Raw genomic sequence first — 16507 nt, 5'->3', positions numbered from 1 at the left:
TCCGGCGGACCGACACGGGAAGCGTCCCAACGAGCCCTCGCGGGCTACGTCACCCCGTGGAACCAAACTCCACCCCTACTCGAGTAGGGGTGGACGCGGTCAGGAGGAGGGCGCGACCAGCCCCGCGTCGAAGGCGAGGATCACCGCCTGAACGCGGTCGCGGAGGCCGAGCTTGGTGAAGATCCTGCTGACATGCGTCTTCACGGTCTGCTCGGCGATGAAGAGGTCCGCCGCGATCTCGGCGTTCGAGCGGCCGCGCCCGACGAGGACGAGGATCTCGCGCTCCCGCTCGGTCAGGCCGGCGAGTCGCGCCTCCTGGCGGTTCACGCCGGGCCGCTGCGTCGCGAACCGTTCGAGCAGCCGCTTGGTCACCCGGGGCGCGAGGAGCGCCTCGCCGGCCGCGATCACCCGAACGGCGTGCACGAGGTCGTCGGGCGGTGCGTCCTTCAGCAGGAAGCCGCTGGCGCCGGCCTGGAGCGCGTCGTACACGTACTCGTCGGCGTCGAATGTGGTCAGCATCAGCACCAGCGGCCGGTGCGGCTCACCGCGGCGCGGATGCACCAGTTCGCGCGTGGCGTCGATGCCGTTCATGACCGGCATGCGCACATCCATCAGCACGACGTCCGGCCGCAGCCGCCGGGCCAGCGCGATCGCCTCCTCGCCGTCGGAGGCCTGACCCAGCACGTCGATGTCGTCCTGCGCCTGCAGGATGGCCGCGAAACCCGCGCGCACCATCGCCTGATCGTCGGCCACCAGCACGGTGATGCTCACTCGGCACGGTCCCTTCCGGTGCGCTGGAGGGGGAGGCGGGCCAGCACTGTGAAACCGCCGTCGGGGCGCGGCCCGGCCTCCAGCGAACCGCCGAGGAGCTCTGCACGCTCGCGCATGCCCGGGATGCCGTGACCGCCGGATGCGGGGGCGGGGGCTGAGGCGGGCCGTCCGGCGGCGCGGTCGTTCACCACCTCGATGATCAGGGTCGCACCGTCCGCGCCGTCGGCCCCATCGAGGCGGGCGAGCCGCACTCGCGACGGCGCTCCGGTCGCATGGCGTGCGATGTTGCTCAGCGACTCCTGCACGATGCGGTAGACGGCCAGACCGAGCAGCCGGTCGGCGGCCATCCCGTCGTCCTCGCCGAGGTCGTCGGCGAACGTCACCTCGCCGCGCCGTCGTGCGGCGTCGATGAGCCGGCTCACGTCGCCGATACCCGGCTGAGGAGCGGTCTCCGCCGCCTCGCCGCCCCGGAGCACCCCGAGCAGGCTCCGCATCTCGCCCATCGCCGCCCGCGCGGTCGCGGCCAGCTCGTCGAACTCGGCCGCGGCATCCGCGGGAAGGTCGGGCATCCGGTAGCGTGCGCTCGACGCCTGCACCTGGATGGCCGACATGCCGTGCGCGACGACGTCATGAAGTTCGCGGGCGATCCGGGTCCGCTCCTCGGCCACCTCCCGCAGTGCCTGCTCCGCAGCCGTCAGCTGGCGTTCCCGCACGAGCTGGCGCCGCACATCCTGCCAGCGCGTCGCCAGCACGCCGCCGAGCAGGGCGGCCGCGGAGAGCGCGGCGAACACGATCACGTCGGCGGTCACCGCGCCGGTGCTCTGCGGAGGTCGCAGCGTCAGGATGGCCACGATGATGCCCCCTCCGACAGCGGCGACCCAGGCCACGAAGCCGACGATCCAGCTGGAGCGTGCGACCGCCAGGGCCACGGCGAACGCGAACGCAATCATGGAGGGGACGGCGAACGGCCACGGAGCACCGGAGGCCGGCGACGACACGGCCGCGAAACCGACCGCCCCGGCGACCGCCGCTGCGGCGCCCGCACGAGGTGCCGCCAGGGTCAGCAGTAGAGCGCCCGACTGAACCAGGGCGAACAGCAGGGCCACCGGGACGGGCACGCCGTAGAGAGCGGAGCCGAGCGCCCAGGAGACCGCGAACAGTGCGACAGTCGCCACGGCGGTGATCCCCCAGAGGACGACCATCCTGTCCGTCCACCGGGTGCCGGTGAGTGCTGCGGCGGTCATCGGACCTCTCCTTCCCCCGTGCTCGCTGCAGCCGGTGCGAGGACCATCTCGCGGCGCCGGGACGCCATCCGGAGCACGGCATCCACGACCGCTCCGAGCGCGAGGCCCAGCGCGATCCCGATCACGATGCCGAGGACGGCGTTGCCGTGCAGCAGGTGCCCGGCGAGCACTCCCACAGTAACGGAGGTGATCGCCCACGACGCCCCGGCGATCACCGAGAGCAGCAGGAACCGCCGACGGGAGAGCCCCGAGGCGCCGGCCACCAGGTTGACGGCCACGCGCCCGACCGGCACGTACCGGGCGGAGAGCACCAGCATCCCGGCCCGGCTGCGCATCCCGGCGCGCGCCCGCTCGATCGCACGGCGCAGTCTCGGTCGCTTGAGGATGCGGAACCGCTCGAACCCGACCGCCCGCCCGATGGTGAAGGTCAGATTGTCCCCGACGACGGCGCCCGCCGCCGCGCACGCCAGCACGAGGGGGAGGTTCGGAACGCCCACCGCGACGCTCGCGGCCGCCGCGCCGATGACGATCGACTCGCTCGGCACGGGCGGGAAGAAGGCGTCCACCAGCACCACCGCGAACACCACCAGGTACACCCAGGGCGAGGCCGCGGCCTGCGCGATGAACTCGTTCACTGCATCCATGCCGCCGACGCTACGGATTCACGACCCGGTCGCACATCGCCCTGTCGTACCGTACGCCCCCTACCGGGGTGGTATCTCTGCGGCGGCCGAGCGCGGCCGGTACCACTCCTCCCGGATGGTGGCCAAGCGCGAGGGATGCAGTTCCGGCCCGATCGTGAAGTACCGCTGGAACGACATCATGAGCGGCCGCCACCGGGTGGGGTCGACGCGGTTCTCCGTGCCGGGCATCCGCAGTTCGGGATGGACGTGGACCCGGCTCACCGCCACCTCGGCGAGGACGATGCCGCCGGCGCGCTCCGGGTCGTCGCTCTCGAGCTCGTGGATGCGCGTGACGGCACCCTCCATGTTCACCGGGCACTCGGCGACCCGGAACGGCTCGACGGTGTCCGAGGGCAGGGGAGTGAGGCCGGCGTGCGCGAACTTGTCGCCGACGTGGCGGTAGCCCACCTGCGCCTTCCGTTCCGAGACGGGGTTCCGTCCTGTCGTCAGGGCCAGACGGTCGACCGCTCCGGCGAGGGCTGCGTCGGGGAGGTTGATCACGCACTCCCGCGTCGCGGCCAGGTTGAGGCCGGTCTGGGACCGCGCGGCGACACCGAGGACGGCCCGATGTCCCAGCCAGAAGACGGAGGATATGGGCGCCAGATTCGGCCGCCCCTCGACGTCGACCGTGCTGATCAGTGCGACCGGGGTGCCGAAGTAGAGGATGGCGGGGTCGATCGTGACGTGCGAGCTTTCCACGGATGAGGTCCTTCGGTGCGGGAGGCCGGACTGTTATCTCGCTTCAGCCTGCCCGTTCTGCTCCCCGCTCCACTGGCGGTTTTCGGACCGTGCTGCTGGCGGCACGACGTTGAGCCCCGCTGGATGGCCGCCGGCGTGGAGGGCTCTACCCCTGTCCCTGATCCCACAGCCGCCAGCCGGCCTTCGTCTGACGGAAGCAGAACGACCACGGCTTTGTTCCGCCGTCCATCGAGCCGTCGCTGCTCGCCGAGACGGTCAGCATGTACGACATGCACTCGCCGTCGTCGCCGGTCCTGGCGACCAGCTTGTACGAGAGGAGTCGCGGATCGTCGCACCAGGCTTGCGTGTTCGACGTCGTCAAGGCGCGGGTCAGCCCGCAGTCCTGATGCTCCGCGGCCTCCACGTACGCGTGCGCGACGGTCGACATGGCGGCGTATCTGCCGGGCACCGGACCCCGCGGGGCAGGATTGAGGAGGGCGTACGCCAGCACGACGCACCCGGCGAAGCCGACGACGACGGCAGCCGCAATGACGGCGCCGCGGTGCCGGCCGGCGCCCATCAGGCCCGCTCGGAGCGGAGCCTCAGCAGTCGCGGCAGGTTGCGCGCGGCCATTGCAACGGTCAGCGGCCCGACCCGGGGAACGAAGACGCTGGCCCGCTCCAGGACCGACTGGTCGAAGTTGGTGAACTCGGCCACGTCGACGCAGATCGCGCCCTCGCGGATCTCGTCGCCGCGGATGAGCTCGAAGTCCCGCGACGGTACGGCGGAGATGACGATGTCGGCGCTCGCGAGCGCGCCGGCGCGGTCGATGCCGGAGTCGGTGACGTCGAACGTCCTGCGGCCGATCGCCGGCTCGAAAGTGATCGCCCCATCCACGTCGAGCGAGTGCACGCGGGCGCCGTCGTTCGCGAGCATCGCCGCGAGCGGCCGGCCGACGAGCTCGCTGCGGTTGATGACGCACGCGGTGATCCCGGCGAGCGGCGGCTCGTCCCCGACGCGATGGGTCGGCAGGCCGGCGTGCTGCAGGAGCTTGAGGATGGCCAGCGGAGTGCAGGGGAGGATGGCGCGCAGCTCGTGACCGGCATCCACATGGCGGTGGTTCTCGTAGAGCAGGCGGGCCCAGAACGAGTGCATGCCCTCCACGTCCTTGCGCGGGTCGACGAGTTCGCGCAGCCAGCGATCGTTGGCGCGGTCCATCAGCGGGTAGTAGAGGAAGATCCCGTCGACCTCCGGGTCGATGTTCGCAGCGGCGATGCGCGCCTCGACCTCGTGCGCCTGCACGTGCTCGACGTCGAGCTCGATGCCGGCCGCCTCGCATCCGCGCTGGGCGTACCGGGCGTACGTCGCCGCCGGGCCGTCCTCCTGCCCGAGCAGGCCCAGGATGCGCGGACGCCGCCGGCCCTTCTCGACGAGGGCGGTGACGTCCTTACGGACCTTGTCCAGGTAGGCCTTCGCGATCGGCGACGGGTTCAGTACGGTGGCGGTCACGCTGCAGCCTCCACGGAGTTCGCGAGTTCGTCCCGGCGTGCTCGCAGGCCGGGAGCGGCGGGGGAGGAGAGACGGTCCAGCTCCCGCAGGTTGATGTCGGCGGTGCGGATGGCCGCGCGGGCGGCGCCGGCGGCCACGTCGCGACCGGCGAGGACGTCGCTGACGACGCTCGCCTTCACGAGGGGTTCCAGTTCGTGCGAGACAGCCAGGGCCTCCGCGAGGGCTTCGACCAGGGCGAGAGGGCTCTCGGTCGCCGCGATGCTGGCCTCCTCGATCGCCTGAGTGCGAGCGTTGCGGTCGGCGTCGTCGCGGCCAGGCAGCCGGTACGCGGCCATCAGGGCCTCGAAGTCGCGGGTGTCCTGATCTGCGGCGTGCACGATCCGCTCCCGAAGGGAGCTCAGCACCCTCTCGTGTTGCGTGAGTGCGTCATCCTCGCCGGTGATGGCCACGGCCATGAGCATCAGACCGACGCCGAGCGCGCCGACGACGGCTGCGACAGAGCCGCCCCCAGGGGTCGGATCCGGGGACGCGGTCCTCCTCAGGAGGTCGTCCGTACGGGCCGCCCACAAACTCTCGCTCACGCGAATCCACAGTAGCGGGCTTCCGACATCACTGCCGTTCCGTTGCGGTGTTCAGAGCTCACGCGTGTAGAAGACGCTGTTCGGTGAGGCGACATAGTCGCCGAACGGCGGGCACTCGGCGAAGCCCGCCCGCTCGTACAGGCGTCGTGCGGCAGCGAAACCTTCCTGGACGCCGGTCTCCAGGCTGATGCGGGTGAAGCCGAGGGCGCGGGCTTCGTCGAGGAGCCGCGCCAGCATCTCGCGGCCGATCCCACTGCCGCGCGCCTCGACCCGCGTGTGCATGGACTTCAGCTCGGCGTGATCGGCGGACACACGCTTGACGGCCCCGATCGCGAGCAGAACGCCGTCGGGGTCGCGCAGGCCGAAGAAGGCGACGGAGTCGGCCTCCAGATCCGAGACATCGAGGACATGGTCGTCGGCCGGATCGACGCTGTGCTCCGCCGAATAGGCGCGGTGGCGGCCGATGAGCTCGAGGCTCTGCTCGGAGCGGGGCGACTCACGGGTGACTGTCCACATGCATCCATCATCTCCGAACGCGGTGGTCGCCGACGAGTCGTGGGTGCGTCACCCGGCGGGGGAGTACGACCGCACGAAGGCGTCGATGGTCGCGTCGACCAGCGGTTTCAGGTCACCGCGCCGAACCGGTCGGGTCGCCCCCGCGAACATGGTCTGGTTGCTGGGGATCCACAACAGCATCCCGGCGAACTGCTGAGCGGCGAGCTGCGGGTCCGGCACGCGGAGAAGCGAGCGCTCGTCGAGCGGAGTGAAGGCGGGCGCGATCCTCACCTGGCTCTCAGACGACTACGGCCTCGGGCGCGGTCACGGGATGGCGCTGGTCCACGTCATCCAGAAGGGTCCGACGATCAGCACGAAGCACGTCGGAACGGACGGCGTCCACAGCGATGAGTCCGAGACCCTCTGGCTCGACGGCGTTGCGACCAAGCCCGCCTGACGTTGCTCAGCCCCTCTGCAGCTCCTGGGCGAGCATCACGAGGATCCCGCTGGGGCCGCGCAGGTACGTGAGCTTGTAGACGTCCTCATAGGTGGCGACCCCGCGCAGCGGGTGGTAGCCGTGCGCGGCGGCGATCGCGAGCGACTCGTCGATATCGTCGACCGCGAAGGCGACGCGGTGCATTCCGATCTCGTTCGGAAGTGTGGGCGACGTCTCGATCGCGTCCGGGTGGATGTACTCGAAGAACTCGAGGCGTCCCTGGCCGTCCGGCGTCTGGAGGACGGCGATCCTGGCGTGGTTGCCGTCGAGGCCGACAGCGGTGTCCGCCCACTCCCCGCTCACCGTGTCGCGTCCCATCACCGTGAGCCCGAGGTCCGTGAAGAACGAGATCGCCTCCTCGAGATCTCGCACGGCGATTCCTACATTGTCGAGCCTGATTCCCATGCGCCGCACACTACCGCCCCGCGCCTTCATCCCCACCGTCGAGTACACGAATTCTGCACGGATTCCGCTCGGAAACGTGCAGAATTCGTGTACTCGACGGTGGGGGGGGTGCGGGCGCGGCGCGGGAGGTGCGCAAAAGCGCCGGGGACCGTCGGTCCCCGGCGCTTTGCGTTCTCAGGCGGCCGTGAGATGCACGGCGGTCGCCCTCCGGTCAGTCGGTGGTGTAGCTGTAGCGGATGGTCTCGCCGTCCTTCCAGACGTCGACCGAGGTCCCGGACTTCTTCGCGGTGAACCGGCCGTCGGAGGCGCCGGCCTTGTCCGTGACGTCGTACCCATCGGCCACGAGGAGGTCGCGCTGGTTCTTCAGGCCGTTCGAGCCGGATCTGATCTGACCCTCACCGGACTTGTCGTCGCTCCTGGAGTACGCGAATTCCCCGTCCGCAAGCGGGAAGGGCGCCGACTTGACGCTCGCGGACTGGCGAGCCGCCTCGCCCGTGTTGACCGAGACGCACGCAGTGAGGGAGACCGCCGAGATGGCGATGATGCCTGCCGCGAGGGCGACGCGAAGCTTGTTGCTGTGGGAGATGTTCATATTCGATTTCCTATTGTTATGGGGTGGGAAGGGGAAGTTCTTGCGACGGTCAGGTGTCCCTGGACCTCATGGTGAGAGCTGCTGCGATCACTGACACGACCGCCCAGCAGAGCGCGACGGCGCCGTTCTGCCAGAAGGTCGGATCGAGGTCGGTCGGGCTGGCGAGACCGCTGCCCGCGTTGCTGAGCAGGTAGCCGTCGACCTGGCTCATCCAGTCGATACGCATCGTCGACTGCACGATGCTGACCACCGGGGGCAGCACGAAGAAGACAGCCAGAACCAGGACGATCGAACCTGCGCTGGCGCGGACGATCGTCCCGACGCCGAGAGCGAAAACCGCCACGAGTCCCAGGTAGAGGCCGCTGCCGCAGGCACAGAGGAGTGCCGATCCGATCAGATCCGGCGAGTGGCTGCCCTCGATGATGCCGCGTGCGGAGAGCACCAGCACCGCGGCGGCCCTCGAGAGCAGGGATGCGACAGCACCCAGTACGAAGCAAATCGTGAACAGGATCACCGCTTTGCTCCACAGCACGGGCAGCCGGGCCGGAACCGCCGCAAGGGAGGAGCGGATGGCTCCGGTGCCGTACTCGCTGCTCATGCTGAGGACGCCGGTGACCGCGACGAGGATCTGTCCGACCGCGAGCCAGATGGAGGAGATCAGGGCGACGGCCTGGCCGGCGCCTCCCGACACCGCGATGAAGGCGCAGAGCGGGACGGTGATCGCCGGGCCCGCGAGGAGGACCATGCCCAGCATCCACCGGCTCGAGCGCAGGCTGCGCAGTTTGATCCATTCGGAGGCGATCACTCCGACCGCGCTGACGGTGTGCTGGGTGCGCGGTCCCGGGTAGGACCTGACTGCTGTGCTGGTCATCGGTTCACCTCCGACTGGTACTCGACGTGATTCCTGGTGAGTTCGGTGTAGGCGTCTTCGAGCGACGTCTCGACCGTGGTCAGTTCGTGGAGCGGGATGCCCTGCGCTGCGGCCAGATCGGCGATCTGTTCCGCCTCCAGCCCGGTGATGAGGAGCCCATCCCCGCGTACCGTCTCCACGTCCGTGGCGCGGCCCTCCAGCAGGCCGGCCAGTTCCGGCGCCCGAGGCGTCCGGACGCGGACCATCGACGTGCCGGCCTTCGCCAGGATGTCGGAGATGGGAGCGTCGGCGATGACCTCGCCTCTGCCGATGATGAGCAGATGGTCGGCGGTCACTGCCATTTCGCTCATCAGATGCGACGAGAGGAAGACCGTTCGTCCTTCATCCGCCAGCCTCCTGGTCAGCTGGCGCACCCACCTCACGCCGTCCGGGTCGAGGCCGTTCACGGGCTCGTCCAGGATCAGGATCCCTGGATCGCCCAGCAACGCGGTCGCGATGCCGAGCCGCTGCCCCATCCCCAGCGAGAAGGTGCCGACGCGCCGGCCGGCGACGGCCTCCAGGCCGGTGAGTTCGATGACCTCGGCGACGCGGCTCTTCCCGATCCGGTGGGTCGCCGCGACGGACAACAGGTGCTCCCTGGCCGTCCGGCCCGGGTGCACCGCCTTCGCGTCGAGGAGGGCGCCCACCTCCGTCAGGGGCGCTCGGGATTCCGAGTACCGGCGACCATTGACGAGTGCGCGCCCGTCGGTCGGGGAGTCGAACCCCATGATCATGCGCATCGTCGTCGACTTGCCCGCACCGTTCGGGCCGAGGAACCCGGTGACCCTGCCCGGCTGAATCGTCGACGTGACGCCGTTGACGACGACCTTGTCGCCGTATTGCTTTTTCAGGGCGATCAGTTCTATCAAGCTGTACCTTTCGTCAGCGCGCCCGGGAGGGCGGCGGCGGGGCGTGCACGATCGGGAGTGCCCCGACGGGCGTGACGCCCCACATAGGTACTGGACGGTGTCACCACCGGCTTTATGACGCGGATGCCCGAAAAACGCGGCCTGCTGTGTCGCGCCCTCCTCGCGAGCCGAACCCGATCAGGCGGCTTCGGGGTGGAGGAGCACCTTCGTCCAGCCGTCGTCGCGGGCGTCGAAGTGGGCGAAGGCGTCGGGCGCCTGGTCGAGCGGCAGTTCGTGCGACACGATCGCGCCGGGGTGCGCCGTGCCGCGGATGATCAGATCGCGGAGCTCGATGTTGTACCTCTTGACCGGGCACTGACCGGTGCCGAAGGCGATGCCCTTCTCCCATGCTGCGCCGAAGTCCCACGAGACCCGACCCTGCTTGGCACGCTCGTCGGCCGCCCCGGGGTCCTCCGGGACGTACACCCCGACGATGCCGATCCCGCCCGTCGCGCGCACCACGCTCACCAGGTTGTCGAGGGCGAGCTCGGGATGCTCCTGCCCGGTCGCGTCGTGCGCCTGGAAGCCGACGGCCTCCACACCCCTGTCCACGCCGAAGCCGTCGGTGGCGTCGACGATCGCCTGCACCGGGTCGCCGTCGGCGATCGAGACGGGCGTGGCGCCGTAGGATTCGGCGAGTGCGAGGCGGTCCGGCTCCTTGTCGGCCACGAACACCTGTGAGGCTCCGCGCAGCACCGCGCTGTGCGCGGCCATCAGGCCGACGGGACCGGCCCCGAAGATCGCGATCGTCTCGCCGGGGCGGAGCCCCGACATCTCCACGCCGTGGTACCCGGTCGGGAAGATGTCCGACAGCATCGTGAAGTCGGTCTCCCACTCGTTGCCCTCCGGCAGTTTCAGGAGGTTGAAGTCGGCCCAGGGAACGCGGAGGAACTCAGCCTGACCGCCCCAGTAGGGGCCCATCTTCGGGTAGCCGTAGCCGGCGCCGGGGTTGCCGGACGGGTTCGCCCGGAGACAGGCTGACGTGTATCCGCGGTTGCAGTTGCGGCAGGTCCCGCAGGCGATGTTGAAGGGGACGGAGACGCGGTCGCCCACCGAGATGCGGTTCAGCCCGGAACCGACCTCCACGACGACGCCCATGTTCTCGTGCCCGAACACCATCCCCTCGTCCATCGGCGCCCTGCCCTCGTACGGGTGCAGGTCCGAGCCGCAGATGTTGCTGGTGGTGATCCGGATGATGGCGTCCAGCGGGTGCTCGATCCGGGGGTCGTCCACGTTCTCGACGGCGACTTCGCGCGGACCCTTGTACACGACGGCTTTCATGGTGGCTCCTCTCTCGGTCCGGGAGCCGGGGTGCCCCGGACGCCCGGGACGCTACGCCCGCCGGGGAGGCGTCACCGCCCCTTGACCGGCGCCTGCGGCGGCGTAGCGGGCGAGCGTCAGGGGGTCCAGCGCAGCTCGATGATCTCGTGCGCGTCGCTGAGGTAGAACACGTTCTGCCAACCGTGGTCCACCTCGACGAACGCGGCCGGGTGGCCGACGATCGGCGGCGCGCCGAGTCTGGAGCCGATGTCGTTCACGTGCCAGGCCCCCTGGCTCCACCACAGCTCGTGGACCTGGTTGTCGGCCCCGGCGTAGAGCACGTGCTGAGTGGCGACGGGCTGGAAGAGTCCGGACTCGAACGCGTAGCCCACCACGCTGGAGGTCGGGAAGGGCACTGCGGCCGCAGCAGCGACGGTGAGGTCCACGTGCCGCCAGCCGTCGGCCTGCCACCACAGCTCGTGCACGTGTCCGTCGCCGCCGACGTAGTCGACGTGCTGAGTGCCCTGTCCGCGGAACACGTACCCGGAGATGGTCTCCGCGTCGCTCGCGACCGGTGCGCCGGTGGTGGCCGTGAGGTCGCCCCAGTGCCAGCCTCCTGCGTCCGCCCAGAACTCGATGATGTGGCCGGTCTCCGTCCGGTCGAGGACGTGGGCCGTCCGCTGGTCCTCGAACGAGTAGCCGGTGGGGGCGGAGTCCGCTGCGCAGCCCGGCGCCCCGGTCGCGGCCGTGAGGTCGGTGTCGTGCCAGCCGTTTCCGGAGTTCCTCAGCTCATGGATGTGCGTGCCGCCGCGAGCGTGATAGACGACGCGCTGCGTTCCGTCGTAGTAGGTCTCGTACCCGTACGGCTGCGACAGCGTCAGCGGAGCGTGGGCGGCGCCGGTCAGGTCGTTCGAGTTCCAGCCGTCGTCCTCGGTGTACCAGAGCTCGTGGACGTGCCCGTCGAACCGCGACCCCTGGTAGACCACGTGCTGCGAGCCCTGGTGCGCCCAGATATAGCCGTTGGCGTTGGTGGCCGCGGGTGCGCCGTCGGCTTCCGAGACGAGGTTCTTGACGTTCCAGTCGTCGCTGTCGCTGCAGTACAGCTCGTAGAGCTGGCCGTCGCCTCCTGCCGTCGAGGTGAACCCCTGGAAGACGACGTGCCGGGTGAACTGGGCGAACAGCCACGCGGTCGGCTGGTAGACGGCGTGCGGCGCACCCGCCGTACTGGTCGTGAGGTTCTTGATTCTCCATCCCATGATCGCGCTCCGATCCTCGGGCGCCGGCATCGGACGTCGGCGTTGACGCGCTCAGCGTAGACGTCGGAGCGCCGGCGCGGGCCTACCCGGCTTGCAGCCAGTGGCGGGTGACGGCCTCCGCTCCGTGTGGCACCGTCCTGCCAATGCGGCCTTATACCGAGGCATGCCGCGTTGCTACGGTGTCGCCGTGAACGACCAGTTCCCTCTCATCGGCGGCATCCTCGTGCTCGCCGACCTCGCGATCCGGATCGCGGCGCTCATCATCGTGCCCCGGGACCGCAAGCCGACGGCCGCGATGGCGTGGTTGCTCGCGATCTTCCTCATCCCGTTCATCGGGGTGCTGCTGTTCCTGCTGATCGGCAACCCGAAGCTCCCGCCCGCCCGGCGGGCCAAGCAGGACCGTCTCGACCAGCTCATCGCGGCGCGCGCGTCCGGGTTGCCGGACCAGCCCGAGAGGGCGACCTGGCCGGACTGGTTCGCGTCGCTCACACGGCAGAACCAGCACCTCGGGGCGCTTCCTGCTCTCGGAGGGAACGCAGCAGAGCTGATCGGCGACTACACGACCTCGATCGACGCCATGGCGGCGTCGATCGACACGGCGACGAGGTATGTGCACGCCGAGTTCTACATCGTCTCGTTCGACGTGACCACCGCGGGGTTCTTCGCCGCGATGGAGCGGGCGGTGCAGCGGGGGGTGACGGTGCGGCTGCTCGCCGACTACGTCGCATCCCGCCGCGTGGCGAAGCACGAGGAGACGTTCGCGGAGCTCGACCGGATCGGGGTGAGCTGGAGCTACATGCTGCCGGTCCGGCCACTGAAGGGCGAGTACCAGCGGCCCGACCTCCGCAACCACCGCAAGCTGCTCGTCGTCGATGGCGTGGTCGGCTTCATGGGCTCCCAGAACCTGATCGACCGCAGCTACAACTCGCCGAAGAACATCAAGCGCGGTCTGCAGTGGCAGGAGCTCATGACTCGTGTCACGGGTCCGATCGTGTCCGCGATCAATGTCGTGTTCCTCTCCGACTGGTATCTCGAGAAGGGCGAGCTGCTGGGTGAGGAGGAGATCGGTGCAGGACCGGGCGTCGCGCCGCCGCCGACGGCCGGGGATCTCGTCTGCCAGGTGGTCCCGAGCGGGCCGGGATTCGAGGGCGAGAACAACCTCCGCCAGTTCCTCACCCTGGTGACCTCAGCCCAGCACCGGGTGATCATCACGAGCCCGTACTTCGTCCCCGACGAGGCGATGGTCTACGCCATCACCTCGGCGTGCCAGCGCGGCCTGGACGTGCAGCTGTTCGTCTCCGAGATCGGCGACCAGGGCTCGGTCTGGCACGCGCAGCGCTCGTACTATGCCAGCCTCCTGCGGGCGGGCGTTGAGATCTGGCTGTATCCGGCGCCGTTCATCCTGCACTCCAAGCACCTGTCGATCGACGACGACGTCGCGGTGATCGGGTCGAGCAACATGGACATCCGCTCGTTCGCCCTCAACTCGGAGGTGACCATCCTGGTGCGCGGAGCCTCCTTCGTCGATCAGATGCGGGCGGTGGAGCAGGGGTACCGGGACGCCGGCCGTCAGCTGACCCTGGAGGAGTGGAACAGGGAGCCGCGCTCCGCCACCTTCCTGGACGGCGTCGCGCGGCTCACCTCCGCACTGCAGTAGGTCAGTACTCGATGCGTCCGTCCCGGTTCCAGAACTCGCCGGTGGGGCCGTCCGGCGCGACGGTCGCCAGCCGGACCGTCGCATCGGTCCCTTCCGTCACGGTCTGGTGCCCGGAGTGCCCGTTGAAGTCCGTGGCGGTGTAGCCGGGGTCGCTCGCGTTGATGCGGAATTCGGGCAGGTTCTTGGCGTACTGCACGGTCAGGGCGATCACCGCCGCCTTGGAGGCCGCGTAGGGCACTCCTCGCACGAAGAACTCGTCGTGCCCTTCGGTGGAGAGCCAGCGCGGGAAGCCGACACCCGACGCGACGTTCACGATGACCGGATGATCGGAGGCGCGCAGCAGCGGGAGCGCGGCCTGGGTCACCCGTACGACGCCGAGGACGTTGGTGTCGAGCGTCTCGAGCATCGCTGCGGAGTTCAGGTCGTCGAGGCCGGCGCGCGACGAGCCGAGGATGCCCGCGTTGTTGACGAGGACGTCCAGTGCGGGAAGGGAGCGGATGGCCGCATCGACGCTGTCCTGGTCGGTGACGTCGAGTTGGACGGGAACGGCGCCGACAGCGCGCGCCGCGTCCCCGGAGGCGGTGTCGCGCATCCCGGCGTAGACGGTATGGCCGGCGTCGACGAGCCGTCGGGCGGTCTCCAGGCCGAGACTCCGGTTGGCTCCTGTGATGAGTGTTGTGGTCATGCACCCATCCTCGGCTGCAGCCTCCCGCCTCCCCAGGCCTCGGCCGACGGTGGGACCGGCAGTACCACCCTGGTCGCCGGATCCCGACCTAGACTTCCGGGATGGACGAGTTCGCGGTGGCCCTGCGCGCCTGGCGGGATCGCGTGCGCCCGGCAGAGGCGGGCCTCCCCGAGGGCGCCGGCCGTCGCACGCCCGGCCTCCGCCGGGAGGAGCTGGCGGCGCTCGCCGGGGTGAGCGTCGACTACATCGTGCGGCTGGAGCAGGGCCGGGCGACGAATCCGTCCCCGCAGCTGCTCGGCGCGCTGGCGCGCGCGCTCCGACTCACCGACGAGGAGCGCGACCACCTGTACCGGGTGGCCGGAGCGATGCCGCCGTCCGCGCGCGTCGTGCCGCGCCACATCACGCCAGGGGTGCAGCGCCTGCTCGACAGGATCGGGGATGTCCCGCTCGCGGTCTTCACCGGCGTCTGGGACATCGTCCTCTGGAATCCGCTCTGGACGGCGCTGACCGGAGATCCCGCGCGGTACACGGGCATCGAGCGCAACCTGGTCTGGCGGCACTTCATGGGCGGGCCGGCGGGTGAGTCGTCGGGCGTGCTCTTCGACGCGGTTCACGCGGAGGAGTTCTCGAGCGACCTCGTCGCCGACCTGCGGGCCGCGTACGGCCGGTACCCCGACGATCCGTCGCTCGCCCACCTCATCGGCCGCCTTCGCGCGGAGTCGCCGGAGTTCGCCGAGCGCTGGGCGGTCGCCAGGGTCGCAGAGCACCGCGCCAGCCGGAAGACGCTCACCGGAACGCCGGTCGGCGAGATCACGGTCGACTGCGACGTGCTGAGCGTGCCGGGAGGCGACCTGCGGATCGTCGTCTACACGGCCGTCCCCGGCAGCGTCGACGATGAGAAGCTGGACCTCCTCCGCGTCACCGGCAGCAGGCAGTTCGAGGCGAGCGTGCGACGCCCGTCGTAACGCGCGCCCGGGCGCGCAGCGGCGTTGGTGACGAACGGGGGCGCTTACGGACAGTGGATGCGCGTTGAGGTGCGCGAATCCGTGGAGCGCTCGATGCGGTGCTGGTCGAGCGGCTTGCCGCAGAGCGGGCACGCTGCGTCCGCGCGGCGGACATCCGGTTCTTCCGGGTGGCCGGCGCCCAGCTGTGCCGGTCCGGTGAACGTGCGCACGACCGCGTTCGCCCGTTCGTAGAAGCGCCAGAAGCGGCCGGCCATCGTGTCCTCGGATCCATAAATTGGTTAGTACCCTAACTATTATGACACACGCAGGGTGACCGCTGCCTACAATCGGGCCATGGAGCTGAGCAGCCTGCTGGGAATCGACGCGCCGATCGTGCTGGGGCCCTTCGGGGGCCTGTCCTCGGTCGACCTGACCGCGACCGTGAGCGAGGCGGGCGGGCTCGGGTCGTTCGGGCTGTACGGGCTCGGCGGCGACCGCATCGCAGCGGTTGCGGAGGAGCTCCGGGCGCGAACCGTGCGCCCGTTCGCCCTCAATCTGTGGCTCCCGTTCCAGGGGCCGGGGGAACGCTCGCCGCGCGACGGCTTCGACCGCGCCGAGTTCGACCGCGCCCTCGATGCTCTCGCCCCGCTCTTCGCCGAGGCGGGAGCGCAGCCTCCAGAGTGGCCGGTCGCGCCCCTCCCACCCTTCGACGAACAGTTGGAGGCCGTGCTGGCGGCCCGGCCGGCGGTGCTCAGCGTCATCTTCGGCGTGCCGCCTGCGGAGCTCGTCGAGCAGGCGCACCAGCGAGGCATCCACGTGATCGGCGCGGCGACCACCGTTCCGGAGGCGCGGGCGCTCGAAGCGGGCGGCGTGGATGCGATCGTCGCGTCCGGCTCGGAGGCCGCCGGGCACCGGCCGTCGTTCCTGGCCGCACCGGAGGCCGGCCTCGTCGGCAGCATGGCGCTCATCCCGCAGATCGTGGACGCGGTAAGCGTGCCGGTGATCGCGGCAGGCGGCATCGCCGACCGGAGGGGGGTGGCGGCCGCGTTCGCGCTGGGCGCCGCCGGCGTCCAGGTCGGCTCGGCTTTCCTCGCGACGCGGCAGTCGGCCGCGCCGGCCGTGCACCGCGATCGCATCCGCACCGCCGACGCCCACGACACCGTCCTCACCCGGGCGATGAGCGGTCGTGCCGCCCGCGGCCTCCCGAATCACGCGGTGCGGGCCATCGAGGAGCGGGGAGGCTCCGCATCTTTCCCGCTGCAGAACATCCTGACCGGGGTGTTCCGCCGCCGGGCCGCCGAGCAGGGGATGCCGGAACTGCTCTCCCTCTGGATGGGCCAGGCGGCCGGACTGTCCCGCTTCGACGACGCGGCGGACGTCTTCGCCGAGCTGGCGGCGGGCCTGCCGACGCCACGCTCCTGACGCGCCACGAC

Annotated in this window: 20 protein-coding genes and 1 pseudogene; 4 read left to right on the top strand and 17 right to left on the bottom strand. The window is 70.2% G+C overall.

Translation table 11 applies throughout. The features are described from left to right. Positions 1-99: 99 nt before the first annotated feature. The 9 genes from SB754_RS12865 to SB754_RS12825 all read right to left on the bottom strand — a co-directional run bounded on the left by SB754_RS12865 (position 100) and on the right by SB754_RS12825 (position 6201). A complete protein-coding gene (locus tag SB754_RS12865; protein WP_410782698.1) occupies positions 100-771 on the bottom strand; it encodes a response regulator in 672 nt (223 codons plus the stop codon). After that, a complete protein-coding gene (locus SB754_RS12860) occupies positions 768-2015 on the bottom strand; it encodes a sensor histidine kinase (RefSeq protein WP_410782697.1) in 1248 nt (415 codons plus the stop codon). The genes SB754_RS12865 and SB754_RS12860 overlap by 4 nt, the downstream gene beginning before the upstream one ends. Next, positions 2012-2659, bottom strand: coding sequence for a DedA family protein (locus SB754_RS12855; RefSeq protein WP_410782696.1), 648 nt, complete (start codon positions 2657-2659; stop codon positions 2012-2014). Before SB754_RS12855 ends, SB754_RS12860 begins: the two co-directional genes overlap by 4 nt. A 60-nt stretch (positions 2660-2719) precedes the next feature. Further along, positions 2720-3397, bottom strand: a complete 678-nt coding sequence (locus SB754_RS12850) for a flavin reductase family protein (protein WP_410782695.1) — start codon at positions 3395-3397, stop codon at positions 2720-2722. Between the two features lie 145 nt (positions 3398-3542). After that, on the bottom strand, positions 3543-3956 hold the full coding sequence (locus SB754_RS12845; protein WP_410782694.1) for a hypothetical protein: 414 nt from the start codon (positions 3954-3956) through the stop codon (positions 3543-3545). Then, on the bottom strand, positions 3956-4885 hold the full coding sequence (locus tag SB754_RS12840; RefSeq protein ID WP_410782693.1) for a bifunctional methylenetetrahydrofolate dehydrogenase/methenyltetrahydrofolate cyclohydrolase: 930 nt from the start codon (positions 4883-4885) through the stop codon (positions 3956-3958). Before SB754_RS12840 ends, SB754_RS12845 begins: the two co-directional genes overlap by 1 nt. Beyond that, complete coding sequence (locus tag SB754_RS12835) at positions 4882-5466, bottom strand: cyclodeaminase/cyclohydrolase family protein (protein WP_410782692.1); 585 nt, start codon at positions 5464-5466, stop codon at positions 4882-4884. Before SB754_RS12835 ends, SB754_RS12840 begins: the two co-directional genes overlap by 4 nt. A 51-nt stretch (positions 5467-5517) precedes the next feature. Beyond that, positions 5518-5982 (bottom strand): GNAT family N-acetyltransferase, encoded by a 465-nt coding sequence (locus tag SB754_RS12830; RefSeq protein WP_410782691.1) that lies wholly within the window; start codon positions 5980-5982, stop codon positions 5518-5520. Between the two features lie 48 nt (positions 5983-6030). After that, positions 6031-6201: a TetR/AcrR family transcriptional regulator C-terminal domain-containing protein gene (locus SB754_RS12825; RefSeq protein WP_410783321.1), complete on the bottom strand. Its 171-nt coding sequence runs from the start codon at positions 6199-6201 to the stop codon at positions 6031-6033. 25 nt (positions 6202-6226) lie between these two features. Between SB754_RS12825 and SB754_RS12820 the strand changes: the two are divergent. Continuing rightward, positions 6227-6418: pseudogene (locus tag SB754_RS12820) on the top strand (DUF4287 domain-containing protein); the annotation flags it as partial. A 6-nt stretch (positions 6419-6424) separates the two neighbouring features. Here SB754_RS12820 and SB754_RS12815 read toward each other — a convergent pair. The 6 genes from SB754_RS12815 to SB754_RS12790 form a co-directional block, all read right to left on the bottom strand. Continuing rightward, positions 6425-6862, bottom strand: coding sequence for a VOC family protein (locus tag SB754_RS12815; RefSeq protein ID WP_410782690.1), 438 nt, complete (start codon positions 6860-6862; stop codon positions 6425-6427). A gap of 211 nt (positions 6863-7073) precedes the next feature. Beyond that, positions 7074-7454, bottom strand: a complete 381-nt coding sequence (locus SB754_RS12810) for a hypothetical protein (protein WP_410782689.1) — start codon at positions 7452-7454, stop codon at positions 7074-7076. A 49-nt stretch (positions 7455-7503) separates the two neighbouring features. Then, a complete protein-coding gene (locus SB754_RS12805; RefSeq protein WP_410782688.1) occupies positions 7504-8325 on the bottom strand; it encodes an ABC transporter permease in 822 nt (273 codons plus the stop codon). Continuing rightward, positions 8322-9233, bottom strand: a complete 912-nt coding sequence (locus tag SB754_RS12800) for an ABC transporter ATP-binding protein (RefSeq protein WP_410782687.1) — start codon at positions 9231-9233, stop codon at positions 8322-8324. Before SB754_RS12800 ends, SB754_RS12805 begins: the two co-directional genes overlap by 4 nt. Positions 9234-9410: 177 nt before the next feature. Next, entirely contained in the window at positions 9411-10553 is a 1143-nt protein-coding gene (locus SB754_RS12795; RefSeq protein WP_410782686.1) for a glutathione-independent formaldehyde dehydrogenase, read from the bottom strand. A gap of 116 nt (positions 10554-10669) precedes the next feature. Continuing rightward, entirely contained in the window at positions 10670-11788 is a 1119-nt protein-coding gene (locus SB754_RS12790) for a hypothetical protein (RefSeq protein WP_410782685.1), read from the bottom strand. Positions 11789-11975: 187 nt separating this feature from the next. Here SB754_RS12790 and cls point away from each other — a divergent pair, with 187 nt between their 5' ends. Continuing rightward, the gene (gene cls / locus SB754_RS12785; RefSeq protein WP_410782684.1) at positions 11976-13445 is read left to right on the top strand and encodes a cardiolipin synthase; all 1470 of its coding nucleotides are present in this window, start codon (positions 11976-11978) and stop codon (positions 13443-13445) included. Between the two features lies 1 nt (position 13446). Here the strand turns inward: cls and SB754_RS12780 are convergent, their stop codons facing one another. Continuing rightward, on the bottom strand, positions 13447-14130 hold the full coding sequence (locus SB754_RS12780) for an SDR family NAD(P)-dependent oxidoreductase (protein WP_410782683.1): 684 nt from the start codon (positions 14128-14130) through the stop codon (positions 13447-13449). 101 nt (positions 14131-14231) lie between these two features. Between SB754_RS12780 and SB754_RS12775 the strand changes: the two genes are divergently transcribed. Then, the gene (locus SB754_RS12775; protein WP_410782682.1) at positions 14232-15095 is read left to right on the top strand and encodes a helix-turn-helix transcriptional regulator; all 864 of its coding nucleotides are present in this window, start codon (positions 14232-14234) and stop codon (positions 15093-15095) included. A gap of 44 nt (positions 15096-15139) precedes the next feature. Here SB754_RS12775 and SB754_RS12770 read toward each other — a convergent pair whose 3' ends face one another. Beyond that, entirely contained in the window at positions 15140-15349 is a 210-nt protein-coding gene (locus tag SB754_RS12770; protein ID WP_410782681.1) for a hypothetical protein, read from the bottom strand. A 79-nt stretch (positions 15350-15428) separates the two neighbouring features. On the opposite strand from SB754_RS12770, the gene SB754_RS12765 reads away from it, so the two are divergent. Then, the gene (locus SB754_RS12765; protein WP_410782680.1) at positions 15429-16496 is read left to right on the top strand and encodes an NAD(P)H-dependent flavin oxidoreductase; all 1068 of its coding nucleotides are present in this window, start codon (positions 15429-15431) and stop codon (positions 16494-16496) included. The last annotated feature ends 11 nt before the right edge of the window (positions 16497-16507 follow it).

Origin of the sequence: Leifsonia sp. SIMBA_070 (assembly GCF_046534635.1) — a bacterium.
In the GTDB taxonomy this organism is placed as follows: domain Bacteria; phylum Actinomycetota; class Actinomycetes; order Actinomycetales; family Microbacteriaceae; genus Leifsonia.
Note: the sequence above shows the minus strand (reverse complement) of the source record. Positions and strands in the feature narration are given on the sequence as shown.